General features: G+C 64.5%; 16 protein-coding genes. All 16 read right to left on the bottom strand.

The window, feature by feature from the left end; genetic code table 11:
* Positions 1–29: 29 nt before the first annotated feature.
* Positions 30–1,619 carry an ABC transporter substrate-binding protein gene (locus P6U27_RS16600; RefSeq protein WP_407194311.1) on the bottom strand — a complete coding sequence of 530 codons (1,590 nt, stop codon included), beginning with the start codon at positions 1,617–1,619 and terminating at the stop codon, positions 30–32.
* 403 nt (positions 1,620–2,022) lie between these two features.
* Positions 2,023–3,312 (bottom strand): S-methyl-5-thioribose kinase, encoded by a 1,290-nt coding sequence (gene mtnK / locus P6U27_RS16595; protein ID WP_122403014.1) that lies wholly within the window; start codon positions 3,310–3,312, stop codon positions 2,023–2,025.
* A gap of 33 nt (positions 3,313–3,345) precedes the next feature.
* A complete protein-coding gene (locus tag P6U27_RS16590) occupies positions 3,346–3,693 on the bottom strand; it encodes a hypothetical protein (protein ID WP_122403013.1) in 348 nt (115 codons plus the stop codon).
* A 155-nt stretch (positions 3,694–3,848) separates the two neighbouring features.
* Entirely contained in the window at positions 3,849–4,124 is a 276-nt protein-coding gene (locus P6U27_RS16585; RefSeq protein ID WP_100232724.1) for a DUF1467 family protein, read from the bottom strand.
* A gap of 9 nt (positions 4,125–4,133) precedes the next feature.
* The gene (mce, locus tag P6U27_RS16580; protein WP_122403012.1) at positions 4,134–4,538 is read right to left on the bottom strand and encodes a methylmalonyl-CoA epimerase; all 405 of its coding nucleotides are present in this window, start codon (positions 4,536–4,538) and stop codon (positions 4,134–4,136) included.
* Between the two features lie 12 nt (positions 4,539–4,550).
* Positions 4,551–6,221 (bottom strand): ribonuclease J, encoded by a 1,671-nt coding sequence (locus tag P6U27_RS16575; protein ID WP_122403011.1) that lies wholly within the window; start codon positions 6,219–6,221, stop codon positions 4,551–4,553.
* Entirely contained in the window at positions 6,221–7,027 is an 807-nt protein-coding gene (locus P6U27_RS16570; protein WP_122403010.1) for a biotin--[acetyl-CoA-carboxylase] ligase, read from the bottom strand. Before P6U27_RS16570 ends, P6U27_RS16575 begins: the two co-directional genes overlap by 1 nt.
* Position 7,028: 1 nt before the next feature.
* Entirely contained in the window at positions 7,029–8,465 is a 1,437-nt protein-coding gene (gene nuoN, locus P6U27_RS16565; RefSeq protein WP_407194310.1) for an NADH-quinone oxidoreductase subunit NuoN, read from the bottom strand.
* A 22-nt stretch (positions 8,466–8,487) separates the two neighbouring features.
* Positions 8,488–9,996 carry an NADH-quinone oxidoreductase subunit M gene (locus P6U27_RS16560; RefSeq protein ID WP_129144922.1) on the bottom strand — a complete coding sequence of 503 codons (1,509 nt, stop codon included), beginning with the start codon at positions 9,994–9,996 and terminating at the stop codon, positions 8,488–8,490.
* Positions 9,997–12,090, bottom strand: coding sequence for an NADH-quinone oxidoreductase subunit L (gene nuoL / locus P6U27_RS16555; RefSeq protein ID WP_122403007.1), 2,094 nt, complete (start codon positions 12,088–12,090; stop codon positions 9,997–9,999).
* A gap of 8 nt (positions 12,091–12,098) precedes the next feature.
* On the bottom strand, positions 12,099–12,407 hold the full coding sequence (nuoK, locus tag P6U27_RS16550; protein WP_027523804.1) for an NADH-quinone oxidoreductase subunit NuoK: 309 nt from the start codon (positions 12,405–12,407) through the stop codon (positions 12,099–12,101).
* On the bottom strand, positions 12,404–13,042 hold the full coding sequence (locus P6U27_RS16545; RefSeq protein WP_027575307.1) for an NADH-quinone oxidoreductase subunit J: 639 nt from the start codon (positions 13,040–13,042) through the stop codon (positions 12,404–12,406). The genes nuoK and P6U27_RS16545 overlap by 4 nt, the downstream gene beginning before the upstream one ends.
* Before the next feature lie 9 nt (positions 13,043–13,051).
* Positions 13,052–13,546: an NADH-quinone oxidoreductase subunit NuoI gene (gene nuoI, locus P6U27_RS16540; RefSeq protein WP_210342510.1), complete on the bottom strand. Its 495-nt coding sequence runs from the start codon at positions 13,544–13,546 to the stop codon at positions 13,052–13,054.
* An 8-nt stretch (positions 13,547–13,554) separates the two neighbouring features.
* Positions 13,555–14,622, bottom strand: a complete 1,068-nt coding sequence (gene nuoH / locus P6U27_RS16535) for an NADH-quinone oxidoreductase subunit NuoH (RefSeq protein ID WP_122403006.1) — start codon at positions 14,620–14,622, stop codon at positions 13,555–13,557.
* Between the two features lie 10 nt (positions 14,623–14,632).
* The gene (gene nuoG / locus P6U27_RS16530) at positions 14,633–16,708 is read right to left on the bottom strand and encodes an NADH-quinone oxidoreductase subunit NuoG (protein WP_122403005.1); all 2,076 of its coding nucleotides are present in this window, start codon (positions 16,706–16,708) and stop codon (positions 14,633–14,635) included.
* 5 nt (positions 16,709–16,713) lie between these two features.
* Entirely contained in the window at positions 16,714–18,039 is a 1,326-nt protein-coding gene (nuoF, locus tag P6U27_RS16525) for an NADH-quinone oxidoreductase subunit NuoF (protein ID WP_122403004.1), read from the bottom strand.
* Positions 18,040–18,041 lie beyond the last annotated feature (2 nt).

Here is an 18,041-nt window from a genome sequence, read left to right as displayed (position 1 = left end):
TGTCTGTCACGATGGGGGGAGCGCGCGTGTCACTTCGCGGGCGAGGTCTCGTCGACCCAGAGCTCCTCCACGTTCTGGTGGGTCAGCTCCGTCGGGTTCTGCTGAATTCCGTGGAGCCATGGCTGCACGGCCATGACCGCCTTGTTGTAGTTGAAGAACCAGACCGGCGCCTCGTCGTAGAGCAGTGCATTGGCCTTTTGCAGCAGCTGGGTGCGCTTCGCAGCGTCATCGGCCTGCCCGGCCTCGTCGAGGATCTTGTCGAATTCGGCATTCTTGAAGTTCATGTAGTTGCAGGCCGGTTGCGGCGTCGACGAGTGGAAGCATTTGAGTGCGGCCAGCGGATCCGGGCCGCTCTGCTGGGAATAGATGAAGGCCTGGTAGTCGCCGGTGCGAACCACCTCCGCCAGCACCGCGGTCTCGACCTGCTTGACCTTGGCCTTGATGCCGACCTTGTCCAGCATTGGAATGACGGCCGAGACGATCGGCAGGCCCCAGCTTTCGTTCTGGCTGGTGGTCCATTCGAACTCGAAGCCGGATGCGTAGCCGGCCTCGGTGAGCAGTTGCTTGGCCTTGGCGGGATCATAGGGATACGGCTTCATGGACTTGTCGTAGGCCGGCGAGGTCAGCGGCAGCCAGCTGGTGGCGCGGTAGGCCTTGCCTTTGACCAGCTTGTTGATGATCAAGTCGGTATCGATCGCGTAGTTGATCGCCTGCCGGACGCGTTTGTCGGCAAACGGTTTGAAGGCGGTGTTCATCCCCATGTAGCGCGTGAAGACCTCCGCGACATCGACGATGGTACCCTTGAGGTTGGCGTCGGACTGGTAGGCGACGTACTGCGCCGGTCCCAGCACCGAGGTGTCGATCTCCTTGTTGCGGAAGGCGACATCGCGCGCGGCGGCCTCGGCCATGATCGACACGATGACCTTGTCGGCATAGGGCTTGCCGGGCTTGTAGAAGCGGTCCCAGCGCTCCAGGACGATGCGCGATCCCGGCACGTGCTCGACGAATTTGAAAGGCCCGAGACCGATCGGCTTCTGGATGAAGCTCTCCTTGGCGCCTTCGTCGGCCGGATAGATCGAGGTCAGCGCGGTGAAGAAATAAAAGCCGGGATCGACCTTGTCGGTCAGCTTCATCTCGATGGTGAAGTCGTCGATCTTCTTCAGGCCGGAGATTTCCTTGGCCTGGCCCTTCTCCACCGCGGCCGCGCCCTCGATCACGCGGACAAAGCGAGCGCCGGGATAGGCCTTGCTGCCGTCCATGATGCGGTTATAGGACCAGATGACGTCGTCGGCGGTCATCTTTCGGCCATTGTGGAAGTAGGCATCGTCGCGCAGCTTGAAGGTGTGCACGAGACCTCCGCCCGAGACCACATCCTCCTTGGCGAGTTCCAGGACCGGCTTTCCTTGCGCGGAATCCCAGATGTAGAGCGAGCGGTGCAGCGCCTTGGCGTAGATCTCGTCCTGGGCGCGTTGCGTGGTGTGAATGTCGAGACTTATGAAGCTCGAGCCATAGGGCGCGGTCATCCGGATGGTTCCGCCCTTGCGCGGCGTCTCGGCCTCCGCCGTAGCAGCGAGCGCCAGCCCCATCCCCGCGACGACCGCAATCATCCTGAACATCATGTGTCCCCCAACAGCGCAGGCGTATTCCGACAAGAGATTTGATCATTCGTCGCCCGTCGAAAGCAAGCTTCGATTTGATGGCAACCGATGCCGGTTTCCGAGGCAGTCCTTCGACCGAGACCCTTCGGGGGACTGGTTGCATGCCCCAAGCCGATTTGACGCGGTGCGTCATTGAACGGCCGGGATCGGTGAACATTTTTCGTGATCAACGCGAACGACGGAGGGACTGGGCGCCGGCTTTATTGACGTTCCCGCGACGATCTCTCACCTCGTCATTGCGAGCGCAGCGAAGCAAATCCAGTCTGGCTCCGCGGAAAGATTCTGGATGCTTCGCTGCGCTCGCAAAACATCGACAGCAATGACGGAGCGTGGGGCGGCTCCGGCTCCTCACCATGCGGCTCTCTCAGCCGGACAGCTCCGGCATCCAGTTCCGCAGTTTCCGCGCGGCGCCCGTCACGTCGGTGACCGTCCGAAATGCCCCCGTCTCCACCATCATCGTGCGCGCCAGCCGCACGGCGCGTGCCTCGGTGGTCGCCCGCATGCGCAAGTCCTCGATCAGCTCGAAATCGATGTTGTGGGCGAGGCCGAAGATGCGGCGGATGATCTTGGCAGCGGCGAAGCCGACCGTATCGGCGAACAGGCGCTGCATGTAGGCCTGCCGCTCGGCCTCCAGGCGCGCCGTGCCCTTCTCGCCGCCGAAGAGTGACACCGGATAGGCGTCACCGGCCGCGCTGCCGCGCCAGAGATCGAGGAATTTGCCGGCGAACCCGGTCCACACGTTTTCGACCGTCTCCAACACCCAGGCCTCGAATGCGGCCCGGTCGCCCGGCGCGCCCTCGTGGCCGGCGGAGGCGAAATAGGCCATCAAGAGGTTGGCAAGCACGGCGCCCGCGTCGAACCCCATCGGACCGTAGAATGCGAATTCAGGGTCGATCACCCGCGTCTGGCTGTCCGTGACCATGATCGAGCCCGTGTGGAGGTCGCCATGGATCAGCGCCTCGGGGCTCGCCATGAATTTCAACTTCAGCCGGGAGATCGCGATGTGCAGGTCCATGTCGTCGCGCAGATCGGCGGCGACGCCGTCGAGATATGGCACCGTCCAACGGTTCTGTTCGGCGATGCGGTAGGGATCGGTGAAGATCAGATCCTCCGTGATCTTGCAGAGTGCGTGGTTGCCGGCGAAGGCGGCTATGCCCTGCTTCTTCTCCGCCGCGGAGAGCGCGAGGTCGGAGGTGAAGAACAAGGTGCGCGCCATGAAGGTGGTGATGTCGTCCGCGAAGCGCGGATATTTGGTTCCCGCGACCAGGCCCTTGCGCATGATGATGTGGGGCTCGAGCAGCTCCATCACCGTCAGCGCCAGCTTTTCGTTGTGATGCAGCAGGGCCGGCACCAGGCCGGGTGCGAGCTCGGCCTGCCGTGACAGAGCGAGATATTCGTAATGGGCCCGCGACAGCGGCAGCGGCCAACTCTCGCCGACGAGGCGAACGTAAGGCAGCGCCTGCTTCACGGCGATGCCGCCACGGGCGCCCTTGACGATGAAGACGAGGTTGAGATTGCCGTCGCCGACCTCGGTGATCGCCCAGGATACGGGATCGCCGCCAAGCCGCACCTTCAGGTCCGGAAGGGCCGCGAGATAATCCCGCAAGGCCGCCTCATGCAGAATCCGATAGTCTCCTGCCCGGTCCCCGGTCATGACGATCCCACCCCATTTGTGTAGGCCGGATCGTTACTCCCGCTCCAGGAAGCTCGAGCCGATCTCGGCCTTTCTTTTGATCGGATCGTAATCACAATAAACGAGGTCCGCCACCAGCGTGTAGCTGGCGCTGACGGTGTATTTGTCTGTTTTGACCGAGTTCAGGCCGATCACCGAGGTGCTCTTGCCCCCGTTCCATTTGAACGGGGTCGAGCTCTTGGCCTGCTCGCAGGCCAGCACGGCCTCGTTGAAGACATAGCCCTCGACGAACGCCTTCAGGGTGCGCACCTGCACCGCCATCTTCCATTCGACATAGCCGATGGCACCAAGACCGGCGACGATCAGCACCAGAAGCGCGACGACGATCCTCTGAAAAGTCATTCGTTACCCCCTCAATTGTGTTTCAATATGCAAACTATCTCCGGCGTCATTGCGAGCGAAGCGAAGCAATCCAGAGTCTTTCCGCGGAGGGATACTGGATTGCTTCGCTTCGCTCGCAATGACGAGCTTGGTCGATATCCTTCGTCTGTTACGCTCTAAAACGGCATTCCCATCAATTTCGACAGGCGCTCGATCGAGAGATAGCCGGCATGATAGGCCGCTACGCCGAGGCCGTAGATCACCGCCGAGATGATCGTGGTCCAGATCAGCTTGCGGCCCATCCGCGTCAGGATCGGCGCGCCGGGATCGGTGCCGGGGGCGCCGACGCCGTCCTCGTGCTGGCTGCGCACGCCGAACGGCAGCGTCAGGAACAGCGCGATCCACCAGATGACGAAGTAGATCGCAAGCGCGGTCGAGATCTGGATGGCCATGGCGCGGCCTTATGCCTGCTCGATCTCGACCAGGGCGCCGGAGAAATCCTTCGGGTGCAGGAACAGCACCGGCTTGCCGTGGGCACCGATCTTCGGCACGCCGTCCCCGAGCACCCTTGCGCCCTCCCTCACCAGCGTGTCGCGCGAGGCGATGATGTCGACGACCTCGTAGCAGACATGGTGGATGCCGCCGTCGGGATTGCGCTCGATGAACTTTGCGATCGGCGAGGATTCACCGAGCGGCTCGATGAACTCGATCTTGGTGTTGGGAAGGGTCGCGAACACGGTGGTGACGCCATGCTCGGGCAGCGGCACGGCCTCGGAGATCTGGGCGCCGAATGCCGCACCGTAGATCTTGGCGGCCTTGACGGCGTCCTTGGTCGCGATCGCGACGTGGTTGAGGCGACCCAGCATGGTTCTCTCCCGTTAGACTGTCAGTACGTGGACCAGACAGGGGGGCTTTTTGCCCCAATGTTCGTTGATCACAGCCCGGACCGCGCGTCGCACCGGCTCGGCCAGCGCGTCCGGATCGCGGCGGCGCGCCTTCGGCAGCCCCTCGATCGTGGACATTACGGCTTCGAAGACAAGGTCGTCGAAGAGTTCGCCGGCCCGGTTCTTCTCGGGGATGCCGACGAGATCGACCTCGGGCTCGTCGGCGAGCTCGCCCTGCGCGGTCATGGCGATGGCGACGAAGGCGCAGCCGGAGAACGCCATGCGGCGGCGCTCGATCACGGCACGGGACTTGGAGTCCTCCAGGATCGTGCCGTCCTTGTAGAGGCGGCCCGACGGCACCTCGCCGACGATGCCGGGATCGCCGGGGCCGAGCTTGACGAGATCGCCATTGCGGCAGACCAGCACGCGCGGCACGCCGGCGGCGCGGGCGAGCTTTGCGTGCTCGTGCAGATGCAGCGCCTCGCCGTGGACGGGGATGAGGAGCTGCGGTTTCACCCAGGAGATCAGGTCGCGCAGCTCGTCGCGGCGCGGGTGGCCGGAGACGTGGACCAGGGCGTCGCGGTCGGTGATGATTTCGATGCCCTGGAGCACCAGATTGTTGATGATCGAGCCGACGGCCTTCTCGTTGCCGGGAATGGTGCGCGATGAGAAGATGACGCTGTCGCCGCGGTTCAGGGTGATTTCAGGATGATCGTCATTGGCGATGCGCGCCAGCGCCGCGCGCGGCTCGCCCTGGCTGCCGGTGCACAGCGCCAGCACCTTGTCCTGGGGCAGGTGACCGTAGACCTCGGGCGAGCGGAAGTTCTGCACGCCTTCGAGATAGCCGGTCTCACGCGCGACCTGCACCACGCGCTCCATGGCGCGGCCGACCACCACGACCTCGCGGTCGGCGGCCCTCGCGGCATCGGCGACGGCTTTGACGCGGGCGACGTTGGAGGCGAAGGTCGTGACCGCGACGCGGCCCTTGGCCGCCTTCACGAGGTCGATGATGGTTTTGGCGACCTCGGCTTCCGAGGGCGAGCGGCCGTCGCGCACCGCGTTGGTGGAATCGCCGATCAAGGCGAGCACGCCCTGCTCACCCAATTCGCGCAGCCGCTTCTCGTCGGTCGGGGGCCCCAGCGTCGGAGTCGGGTCGATCTTCCAGTCGCCGGTGTGCAGCACGATGCCGGCTTCGGTGTGGATCGCAAGCGCGTGGGCTTCCGGAATCGAGTGCGCGACCGGGATGAACTCGACGTTGAACGGGCCGACATCGACGCGGCCGCCCGATGGCACCACCGTGACCGGGATCTCGGGCGCATTGCGCTCGGCGGCGCATTTGGCCTCGAACAGCGCGGCGCTGAATTTCGTCGCGTAGATCGGGCATTTCAGCTTGGGCCAGAGGTCGATGATGGCGCCGAAATGATCCTCATGGGCGTGGGTCAGCACCAGGCCCATCAGGTTCTTGCGCTCCTTCTCCAGGAAGCTGATGTCGGGCATGATCAGGTCGATGCCGGGCAGATGCTCCTCGTCGCCGAAGGAGACGCCGAGATCGACCGCGAGCCAGGCGCGCTGGTGGCGGTTGCCGAGGCCGTAGATCGACAGGTTCATGCCGATCTCGCCGACGCCGCCGAGCGGCGCAAACACCAGTTCGTCGGGCCTTGCCATCACGCAGCTCCCACGGAGGCGACGGGGCCGAAGAACACCTCGCCCGCGGCCACCGGCACAAGGCGGCCCTCGGCGGTGCGGACGATCAGGCAGCCGGTGTCGTCGATCGTGTCAAATATGCCTTCCAGCGTCATCGCTCCCGTGTGGATCGCGACCTTCTCGCCGAGGCCGGCCGCGCGGTCCAGCCACAGTTTACGGATATCGGCGAAACCGCGGCCATTGTCCCAGATGCCACGGAACTCGACCCAGGCGTCCGACAAGGCCGTAAACAGCTCCTCCGCGCTGATTTGGACGCCGAGCGTAGCCAGCGACACTGCGGGCGTCGGCGTCCCTTCGGGCGCAGCGACGACGTTGGTGCCGATGCCGACGACGACGGCCAGGCGGTCGCCGATGGCCTCCGCCTCGAGGCCGATGCCGACGAGCTTCTTGCCATTGGCGAGCACGTCATTCGGCCATTTCAGGGCGTAGCGGGGACGGTCAGGACCAAGCCGCAGCGCGGCTTCGAGGCTGACCTTCTCGAGGGCGGCCTCCTCTGCCAGCCCTGCGGCAAACCCGATGGTGGCGGCAACCGCTGGCGCGATGTCCAGGACTTCGAGGACGCTGGCGGCGAGATTGCCCTTCGGGGCGATCCAGGCGCGCTGGCGGCGGCCACGGCCGGCGGTCTGCTCCGAGGTGACGAACCACATCGGACCGCGTTCGCCGGCCCGCGCGTGCTCGATGGCGTCGGTGTTGGTCGAGCCGGTCCGTTCGAACGCCGCGAGCTTGTAGCCCGCGGCCTGTGCGCGAGGACCGAGCGCGAACGCCATCCTAGAACAGCGACTTTGCCGCGGCGGAGGCGACGCTCACCACGGGACCTGCGAACAGCGCAAACAGGATGTTGAACACGCCCGCGACCGCCAGCACCGTCTTCACCTCGATGCGCACCGGGTCGACCTGGCCGGCCGGCTCGTCGAAGTACATCGTCTTGACGATGGCGAGATAGTAGTAGGCGCCGACCACGCTGGTCAGCACGCCGATCACAGCGAGCGTGAACAGGTTCGCCTTGATGGCGGCGACGAAAACGTACCATTTGGCGAAGAAGCCGGCGAGCGGCGGAATGCCGGCGAGCGAGAACAGCAGCATCGCGAACATGAAGGCGAGCAGCGGGTTGGTGCGCGAGAGGCCAGCGAAATCGCTGATCTGCTCGACGGCCTGGCCGTTACGCTTCATGGCGAGGATGATCGAGAACGAGCCGAGCGTCATCGCGACATAGATCACGATGTACATCAGGACGCCCTGCGCGCCCTCGACCGTGCCCGAGGCCAGGCCGACCAGGGCGAAGCCCATATGGCCGATCGAGGAATAGGCCATCAGGCGCTTGATGTTGCTCTGGCCGATCGCGGCGAAGGAGCCGAGCGCCATCGACGCGATCGACACGAACACCAGGATCTGCTGCCACTGCGAGACGATGCCGGGGAATGCGGTCAGCGTGACGTGGGTGAAGACGGCGAGCGCGGCCACCTTCGGCGCCGAAGCGAAGAAGGCGGTGACCGGCGTCGGCGCGCCCTCGTAGACATCAGGCGTCCACATGTGGAACGGCACGGCCGAGACCTTGAAGCAGAGGCCGACGAGCAGGAAAACGAGGCCGAAGATCAGGCCGATATTCGAGACCGTCGCGGCCGCGGCGATGCCGGTGAAGCTGACGGTACCGGTGAAACCATAGACCAGCGAGGCGCCGTAGAGCAGCATGCCCGAGGACAGCGCGCCCAGCACGAAGTACTTCAGGCCGGCTTCGGTCGACTTGGCGTTGTCGCGGTTCGAGGCGGCCACGACGTAGAGCGCCAGCGACATCAATTCGAGGCCGAGATAGAGCGAGATCAGATCGCCGGCCGAGATCAGCACCATCATGCCGAGCGTCGAGAGCAGCACCAGGATCGAATACTCGAAGATGCGGCGCGACGGGTCGGACAGGAACTCGGTCGACAGGATCAGCGTCACGGCCGAGCCGATCACGGCCAGGATCTTCATGAAGCGGGCGAAGTCGTCGACGATGAAGCTGCCGCCGAAGGTCACCTGCTTGCCCGCAGGCTGCATGTAGACGAGCGCGCCGACCACGATCAGCAGCACCACTGCCAGCGAGGTGACCGTCCTGGTCGTCCCCTGCCCGCGATAGGCCCCGAGCATCAGAAGCGCCATGGCGCCGACCGCGAGCACGAGCTCGGGCAGCGCGGGCGCCAGTTGATAACCTGCAGTCGAAAAGCTCATGGCGATATCCTGACCTGCCCGATCACTGGAGCAGTGCGGCGGCCTTCACGGCCGTCACGGCGGTGTTGTAATTGTTGACGAGTTGCTGGACCGAGGCGGCCGACATGTCGAGCACCGGCTTCGGCCAGACGCCGAACAGGATCGTCAGCGCGATCATCGGAAACAGCGTCAGGCACTCCCGCAAGGTGAGATCCTTCATGCTCATCAGCGACGGCTTGACCAGCGCTCCGAACACGATCTTGCGGTAGAGCCACAGCGCGTACGCCGCCGAAAGGATCACGCCTGATGTGGCGAAGAACGCGGTCGGCAGCGAGACCTTGAAGGTGCCGAGCAGCGTCATGAACTCGCCGACGAAGCCGCTCGTGCCGGGCAGACCGACATTGGCCATGGTGAAGACCATGAAGGTCATCGCGTAGAGCGGCATCCGGTTGACGAGGCCGCCATAGGCCGCGATCTGGCGGGTGTGCAGGCGGTCGTAGACGACGCCGACGCAGAGGAACAGCGCGCCGGAAACGATGCCGTGCGAGATCATCTGGAACACGCCGCCGGCGACGCCCTGCATGGTGCCGGCGAAGATGCCCATGGTGACGAAGCCCATATGCGCGACTGACGAGTACGCGATCAGCTTCTTCATGTCCTCCTGCATCAAGGCCACCAGCGAGGTGTAGATGATGGCGATGACCGAGAGCGTGAAGATCAGCGGCGCGAAGTCGTGCGAGGCCAGCGGGAACATCGGCAGCGAGAAGCGCAGGAAGCCGTAGCCGCCCATCTTCAACAGGATCGCGGCGAGGACCACCGAGCCCGCGGTCGGCGCCTCGACGTGGGCGTCGGGCAGCCAGGTGTGCACCGGCCACATCGGCATCTTCACCGCAAACGAGGCGAAGAAGGCGAGCCAAGCCCAGGTCTGCAGGGACCGCGGCACGGCGGTGTGCATCAGGGTCGGGATGTCGGTGGTGCCGCCGTTCCAGTACAGCGCCATGATGGCAAGCAGCATCAGGACCGAGCCGAGCAGCGTGTAGAGGAAGAACTTGAACGACGCATAGACCCGGCGCGGACCGCCCCAGACGCCGATGATCAGGAACATCGGGATCAGGCCGCCCTCGAAGAACAGGTAGAACAGCACGAGGTCGAGCGCCGAGAAGGTGCCGACCATCAGCGTCTCCAGGATCAGGAACGCCATCATGTATTCGCGGACGCGGCTCGTGATCGCCTTCCAGCTCGCGATGATGCAGAACGGCATCACCGCGGTGGTGAGGATCACGAGCGGCAGCGAGATGCCGTCGACGCCCATATGGTAGGTGATGCCGGTGGCGAGCCAGTTCGCCTTCTCGACGAACTGGAAGTCCGGATTTGCGGGATCGAAGCGCATGACCAGGATCACCGACACCGCGAAGGTGATCAGCGTGGTCCAGAGCGCGATCCAGCGCGAATTGCGCCGGGCCGCCTCGTCATCGCCGCGGCTCAGATAGACGATCAGCGCGCCGACCAGCGGCAGGAACGTGGTGACCGAAAGAATGGGCCAGGTTGTCATTTACTGGCCTCCAAAGCCGAACATGAACCAGGTGATCAGGCCGGCCGCGCCGATCAGCATGGCGAATGCGTAGTGATAGAGATAGCCGGTCTGGATCTTCACGACGTTGCGGGTGACGTCGAGCACGCGAGCGGAGACGCCGTCGGGTCCGAAGCCGTCGATGATGAAGCCGTCGCCCTTCTTCCAGAGCTGATAGCCGATCCACTTCGCCGGACGGACGAAGATGAAGTCGTAGAGCTCGTCGAAGTACCATTTGTTGAGCAGGAACTGGTACAGCATCGGCTGCGTCTTCGCGAGCTCGACCGGCAGGTAGGGCCGGCGGATGTAGAACAGGTACGAGACGAGGAAGCCCAGCACCATCATCACCGTCGGCAGGAAGGCGATGGTCTCGGGGATGTGGTGCATCTCCTCGATGATGTGCGGGTTCATCTTCACGGACTCGCGGAAGAACTCCTCGATGCCGTGACCGGCGAACAGCTCCTTGAACGGAAGCCCTGCCACGAACGAGCCGACCGCGAGCGCGCCGATCGGGATCAGCATCCAGATCGGAGCCTCATGCGCGGCCTCGTAGTGATGCTCGTCGTGCGGCTCGCCGTGGAACGTCTTGAAGATCAGGCGCCAGGAGTAGAACGAGGTCAGGCCGGCGGCGACGACCGTCATCAGGAACCCATACACCGCGAACGGATTGTGCGAGGCGTAGGCGGACTCGATGATCGCGTCCTTGGAGAAATAACCGGCGGTGAGCGGGAAACCGGTCAGCGCCAAGGTGCCGACCACCATCACCGCATAGGTGTAGGGGATCTTCTTCCAGAGGCCGCCCATGTTGCGGATGTCCTGCTCGTGGTGCATCGCGTAGATCACCGAGCCGGAGCCTAGGAACAGCAGCGCCTTGAAGAAGGCGTGCGTGAACAGGTGGAACATGCCGACCGAATAGGCCCCTGCCCCCATCGCGACGAACATGTAGCCGAGCTGCGAACAGGTCGAGTAGGCGACGATGCGCTTGATGTCGTTCTGGACCAGGCCGATCGTGGCCGCGAAGAACGCCGTGGTGGCGCCGAAGAACATCACGACGGCCTGCGCATTCGGGGCGAGCTCGAACAGCGGCGACAGCCGCGCAACCATGAACACGCCGGCGGTGACCATCGTCGCCGCGTGGATCAGCGCCGAGACCGGGGTCGGGCCTTCCATCGCGTCCGGCAGCCAGGTGTGCAGCAGGAACTGCGCCGACTTGCCCATCGCACCCATGAACAGGAGGAGACAGGTCAGGGTCAGCGCGTCGGCGTGCCAGCCGAGGAAGTTGATGGTCTTGCCGGTGAGGCTGGGCGCGGCATGGAAGATGGTCTCGAAATCGGTCGAGCCGGCCAGCATGAAAATCGCGAATATGCCGAGCGCGAAGCCGAAATCGCCGACGCGGTTGACCACGAAGGCCTTGATGGCGGCGGCGTTCGCCGAGGGCCTCTGGTACCAGAATCCGATCAGCAGATAGCTGGCGAGACCCACGCCTTCCCAGCCGAAGAACAGCTGCACGAGATTGTCAGCCGTCACCAGCATCAGCATGGCGAAGGTGAACAGCGAGAGATAGCCGAAGAAGCGCGGCCGGTTCGGGTCCTCATCCATGTAACCGATGGAATAGAGGTGCACGAGCGAAGACACGGTCGTCACCACCACCAGCATCACGGCGGTCAGCGTGTCGACCCGCAGGGCCCACCAGACCTGGAGGTCGCCCGAGAAGATCCAGGGCAGAATCTGGATGCGGGCGTCATGATGCATGAAGCCGACATCGACCAGGGTCATCCAGGACAGTGCGGCCGAGACGAACAGGAGCGCCGTGGTGATCAGCTCGGCACCGCGCGAGCCGGCCGCCGGCGGCTCGTGGTCGTGATGGCCCGGCTCGTCGTGGGTCTCGTGAACGACGCTCCCCTCCTCCTTGATGGAGGCAGCGGAGACGTGGCCGTTATTCGCACCATTACCGTGCGCCTCGTCGTGATGCTCGACGGTGTCGCCTGAGGGATTGCGCCCATGCGCGCCCACAAGCGCGATCAGGCCGGCCAGAATGGCGCCCAGGAGAGGCAGGAAAACGATTGCCTGAACCATTTGAGAGCTCAGCCCTTCATCAGATTGACGTCCTCAACCGCGATCGAGCCGCGGTTGCGGAAATAGACCACCAGGATGGCGAGACCGATCGCGGCTTCGGCGGCCGCAACGGTCAACACCAGCAGCGCGAAGACCTGGCCGACGATGTCGCCGAGGAAGGTCGAGAACGCCACGAAATTGATGTTGACCGAGAGCAGGATCAGCTCGATCGACATCAGGATGACGATGATGTTCTTGCGGTTCAGGAAGATGCCGAGGATCCCGAGCGTGAACAGGATCGCGCCGACCGCCAGATAGTGTCCGAGCCCGATCGTCATTTCACCCACTCCGCAGCATCGGCGTCCGAGAGCCCCTGCCCCGACGCTACCTTGCGCATCGCCATCGCCATGTCGGGCGTGCGCGCGTTCTGAACGTTGATGTCCTGCCGCTTGACCTTCGCCTTATGCCGAAGCGTCAGCACGATCGCACCGATCATCGCAACGAGCAGCACCATGCCGGCGAGCTGGAAGTAGTGGATGTACTTCGTATAGAGCACGAGACCGAGCGCCTCGGTGTTCGAGACATTCGTGGGGATCGCCGCCGTGATCGTCTTGGAGACGCCGGGGTTGATGACCCAGAAGCCGACCGTGAGCAGCAGCTCGAACAGGAAGATGCCGCCGATCACGAGGCCGACCGGCAGATACTCGATGAAGCCCTCGCGCAGCTCGAGGAAGTCGACGTCGAGCATCATGATCACGAACAGGAACAGCACCGCGACCGCGCCGACATAGACGACGATCAGCATCATGCCGAGGAACTCGGCACCCATCAGCACGAACAGGCCGGAGGCGTTGACGAAGGCCAGGATCAGGTACAGCACGGAGTGCACGGGATTGCGCGAGACAATCACCATCACGGCCGAAGCGACGCAGACGCCGGCGAAGAGATAGAAGAACAGCGCGGGAAGGATCATGCCCTCACCTCACCGGTACGGCGCGTCGAGCTCGATCGCTTTCGCGATCTCGCGTTCCCAGCGGTCGCCGTTGGCGAGCAGCTTGGCCTTGTCATAATAGAGCTCCTCGCGGGTCTCGGTCGCGAACTCGAAGTTCGGGCCTTCGACGATGGCGTCGACCGGACAGGCCTCCTGGCAGAGGCCGCAATAGATGCACTTCACCATGTCGATGTCGTAGCGCACGGTGCGGCGGGTACCGTCGTTGCGGCGCGGGCCGGCCTCGATGGTGATGGCCTGCGCCGGGCAGATCGCCTCGCACAGCTTGCAGGCGATGCAGCGCTCTTCGCCGTTCGGATAGCGGCGCAGCGCGTGCTCGCCGCGGAACCGCGGCGAGATCGGGTTCTTCTCGAACGGATAGTTGATGGTCGGCTTCGGCTGGAAGAAGTAGCGCATGGCGAGGAAGAACGCCGAGACGAATTCCGACAGCAGAAGCGAGCGTGCAGTGGCGTTGACGTTGATACCCATGACGGCCCTCACTTCGGCGCGATGCCGGCGAAATGCAGCACGCCGGCCACCACGACCACCATCACCAGCGACAGCGGCAGGAACACCTTCCAGCCGAGGCGCATCAGTTGGTCGTAGCGGTAGCGCGGCACGATCGCCTTCGCCATCGCGAACAGGAAGAACATGAAGAACAGCTTCAGCGAGAACCAGATGATCCCCGGCACCCAGTTGAAGGGCGGCAGATCGACCGGCGGCAGCCAGCCTCCGAGGAACAGGATCGTCGCCAACGCGCACATCGTGACGATCGCGACATACTCGCCGAGCATGAACAAGAGGTACGGCGTCGAGCCGTATTCGACCATGAAGCCGGCGACGAGCTCGGATTCGGCTTCCACGAGATCGAACGGCGGACGGTTGGTTTCCGCCAGTGCCGAGACGTAGAACACCACGAACATCGGGAACAGCGGCCAGACGTACCAGTTCAGGATGGTGAGCTGCGGCAGCCCGATCAGGCTGGCAAGACCGCGCGCATGCTGGGCCTCGACCACGGCCGTGAGGTTCAGCGTGCCGGCGCAGAGCAGCACCGTGATGATGACGAAGCCGATCGAGACTTCATACGACACCATCTGCGCCGCTGAGCGCAGCGCGGCCAGGAACGGGTATTTCGAATTCGACGACCAGCCGGCCATGATGATGCCGTAGATCGACAGCGACGAGATCGCGAAGATGAAGAGGATGCCGACATTGATGTCGGAGATCACCCAGCCGAGATTGGTCGGAATCACCGCCCAGGCCGCGAGCGCGAGCACGCACGACACCAGCGGTGCCAGCAGGAACACGCCCTTGTTGGCGCCCGCCGGAATGATCGGCTCCTTGAGCACGAACTTCAGGAGGTCGGCGAAGGACTGCAGCAGGCCCCAGGGGCCGACCACGTTCGGGCCGCGGCGGATCTGCACCGCCGCCCAGATCTTGCGGTCGGCGAGCAGGATGTAGGCGATCGCGACCAAGAGGACGACGAGCACCAATACGCTCTGCGCGACCATGATGATCAGCGGCCAGAGGAAGCCGGTCCAGAATGCGCTTTCGAAGAATTCCATCAGATCACGCTCACTCCGCTGCGGTCAGCATTTGCCCGGAGGCGAGGCGCGAGCATTCCGCCATCACGGCGGACGCACGCGCGATTGGGTTGGTCAGGTAGAAGTCCTCGACCAGGGGCTTGAACGGCGCCTTTTCCGGCGAGCCGCCCTTCCCTGCAAGCTTCTTGATCTGGTCGGCGGAGCCGGCCTCGATCTGGCCGAGACGGATCAGATGCGGCACGGCCTTGAAGATCGCCTGGCGCAGCGCCGAAAGCGAGTCGTAGCCGAGCTTCTTGCCGAGCGCCTCCGACAGCGCGCGGATGATCGCCCAGTCCTCGCGGGCTTCGCCCGGCGGGAATGCGGCGCGGCCGGTCATCTGCACCCGGCCTTCGGTGTTGACGTAGATCGCTGACTTCTCGGTGTAGGCCGCTGCCGGCAGGATCACGTCGGCGCGATGCGCGCCGCGGTCGCCGTGAGTGCCGATATAGACGACGAAGGTGCCGTCAGGCGCCTTGATCTCGTCGGCCCCGAGCAGGAACAGCAAGTCCAGCGTGCCGAAAGTCGTCATCTGCGCGGCGTTCAGCCCACCCGCCGCGGCGGAGAAGCCGATATCGAGCGCACCGACGCGCGAGGCAGTTTCGTGCAGCACGCCAAAGCCGTTCCAGCCGTCCTTCACCGCCCCGACGTCGATCGCGAGCTTGGCGCTCGCGGCAAGAATGGCCGCGCCATCGTGACGGGCGGCCGCGCCTGCGCCGACCAGGATGATCGGATGCTTGGCGTTCTTCAGCACGTCCACGAAGGAGTGCTTGCCGGCCGCGAGCTCGCCGAGCGTCTCGGTGCCCGCACCGAGATGGTCATAATCATAGGTCAGGTCGGCCTTGGCGCCGATCACGCCGACCTTGAAGCCGCCGGCACGCCAGCGCTTGCGGATGCGGGCGTTGAACACGGCCGCCTCCTTGCGCGGATTGGCGCCGATGATGAGCAGCGCATCGGCCTGCTCGACGCCCGCAAGCGTCGGGTTGAAGATGTAGGAGCCGCGGCCGAGCGCGGGATCGAAGGCGTCGCCGCCCTGCACCGCCAGATTGCTCGAGCCGTACTTGGCGAGCAGATCCTTCAGCGCGAACATCTCCTCGACGCCAGCGAGATCGCCGGCGATCGCGCCGATCCGCTTGCCGTCACTGCGCGCCGCCTTGGCGGCGATGGCGGCGAAGGCCTCGGGCCAGCTCGCTGCACGCAGCATGCCGGCTTCGCGGATATAGGGCCGGTCGAGGCGCTGGGTGCGCAGGCCGTCGACGATGTGACGGGTCTTGTCGGAGATCCATTCCTCGTTCACGGCCTCGTTGATGCGCGGCAGGATGCGCATCACCTCACGGCCGCGGGTATCGACGCGGATCGCCGATCCGAGCCCGTCCATGACGTCGATCGACTGGGTCTTGCCGAGCTCCCAGGGACGCGCCGCGAACGCATAGGGCTTCGAGGTCAGCGCGCCGACCGGACAGATGTCGACGAGATTGCCCTGCAATTCCGAGGTCAGCGCGTGCTCGAGATAGGTCGTGATCTCCATGTCCTCGCCGCGGCCGGTGGCGCCCATCTCGGGCGCGCCGGCGACTTCCGCCGAGAAGCGGACGCAGCGCGTGCACTGGATGCAGCGGTTCATCGAGGTCTTGACCAGCGCGCCGAGGTACTTGTCCTCGACGGCGCGCTTGTTCTCGGCGAAGCGGCTGGTGTCGACACCATAGCCCATCGCCTGGTCCTGCAGGTCGCACTCGCCGCCCTGGTCGCAGATCGGGCAGTCCAGCGGATGGTTGATCAGCAGGAATTCCATCACGCCTTCGCGCGCCTTCTTCACCATCGGCGAACGCGTGGAGATCTCCGGCGGCTCGCCCTTGGGACCCGGACGGCAATCGCGCACACCCCAGGCGCAGCTCGCGACCGGCTTCGGGCCGCCTTTCACTTCGACGAGGCACATCCGGCAATTGCCGGCGATCGACAGCCGCTCGTGATAGCAGAAGCGCGGAATCTCGGCGCCCGCCGCCTCGCACGCCTGAAGCAGCGTGTACTCCGGCGGGACGTCGATCTCTTTGCCGTCGATGATGAGCTTGGTCATTCTTCTTACTCCGCCGCGACCATGTTCACGGGATCGCGGACGCCGATATCGTCGACATCGGCCTTATGCGAATACTGGTCGATGCGCGCCTCGATCTCGTGACGGAAGTGCGCGATCAGGCCCTGGATCGGCCAGGCCGCAGCATCGCCGAGCGCGCAGATGGTGTGGCCTTCGACCTGTTTCGTCACTTCAAGCAGCATGTCGATCTCGCGCTTATGGGCGCGGCCTTCGGCCATGCGGGTCAACACGCGCCACATCCAGCCGGTGCCTTCGCGGCACGGGGTGCATTGGCCGCAGCTCTCATGCTTGTAGAAGTACGAAATGCGGGCGATGGCGCGGATCAGATCAGTCGACTTGTCCATCACGATCACGGCCGCAGTGCCGAGACCCGAGCGCAGCTTGCTCAAGCTGTCAAAATCCATCGGCGTGTCGATGATCTGCTCGGCCGGCACCATGCGCACGGACGAGCCGCCGGGGATCACCGCCTTGAGATTGTCCCAGCCGCCGCGGATGCCGCCGCAATGCTTATCAATCAGCTCACGGAACGGAATGCCCATGGCTTCTTCGACGTTGCAGGGCCGCTCGACATGGCCGGAGATGCAGAACAGTTTCGTGCCGACATTGTTCGGACGGCCGATGCCGGCGAACCAGGCCGCGCCGCGACGCAGGATGTCGGGCGCGACCGCGATCGACTCGACGTTGTTGACGGTGGTCGGGCAGCCGAACAGACCGACGTTTGCCGGGAACGGCGGCTTCAGCCGCGGCTGGCCCTTCTTGCCCTCGAGGCTTTCGAGCAGCGCGGTCTCTTCGCCGCAGATGTAGGCGCCGGCGCCGTGGGCGACATAGAGATCGAACGGCCAGCCGTTGACGTTGTCCTTGCCGATCAGCTTGGCCTCGTAGGCCTGGTCGATCGCGGCCTGGAGGCGCTCACGCTCGCGGATGAACTCGCCGCGGACGTAGATGTAGCAGGCATGCGCGTTCATCGCGAAGCTCGCGATCAGGCAGCCCTCGACCAGCAGATGCGGATCATGCCGCATGATCTCGCGATCCTTGCAGGTGCCGGGCTCGGACTCGTCGGCGTTGACGACCAGATAGCTCGGTCTTCCGTCGGTCGATTCCTTCGGCATGAAGGACCATTTCAGACCGGTCGGGAAGCCAGCGCCGCCACGACCGCGCAGACCCGACGCCTTCATCTCGTTGATGATCCAGTCGCGGCCCTTGTCGATGATATTCTTGGTGCCATCCCAGGCGCCGCGGCGCCGCGCACCCTCGAGCCCCCAATCGTGGAGGCCGTAGAGGTTCTTGAAGATGCGGTCCTTGTCCTCGAGCATAT

The organism is Bradyrhizobium sp. STM 3566 (genome assembly GCF_045571445.1).
Classification (GTDB): domain Bacteria; phylum Pseudomonadota; class Alphaproteobacteria; order Rhizobiales; family Xanthobacteraceae; genus Bradyrhizobium; species Bradyrhizobium vignae.
The sequence above is the reverse complement of the archived record's forward strand: the minus strand, read 5'-3'. Positions and strand labels throughout refer to the sequence as shown.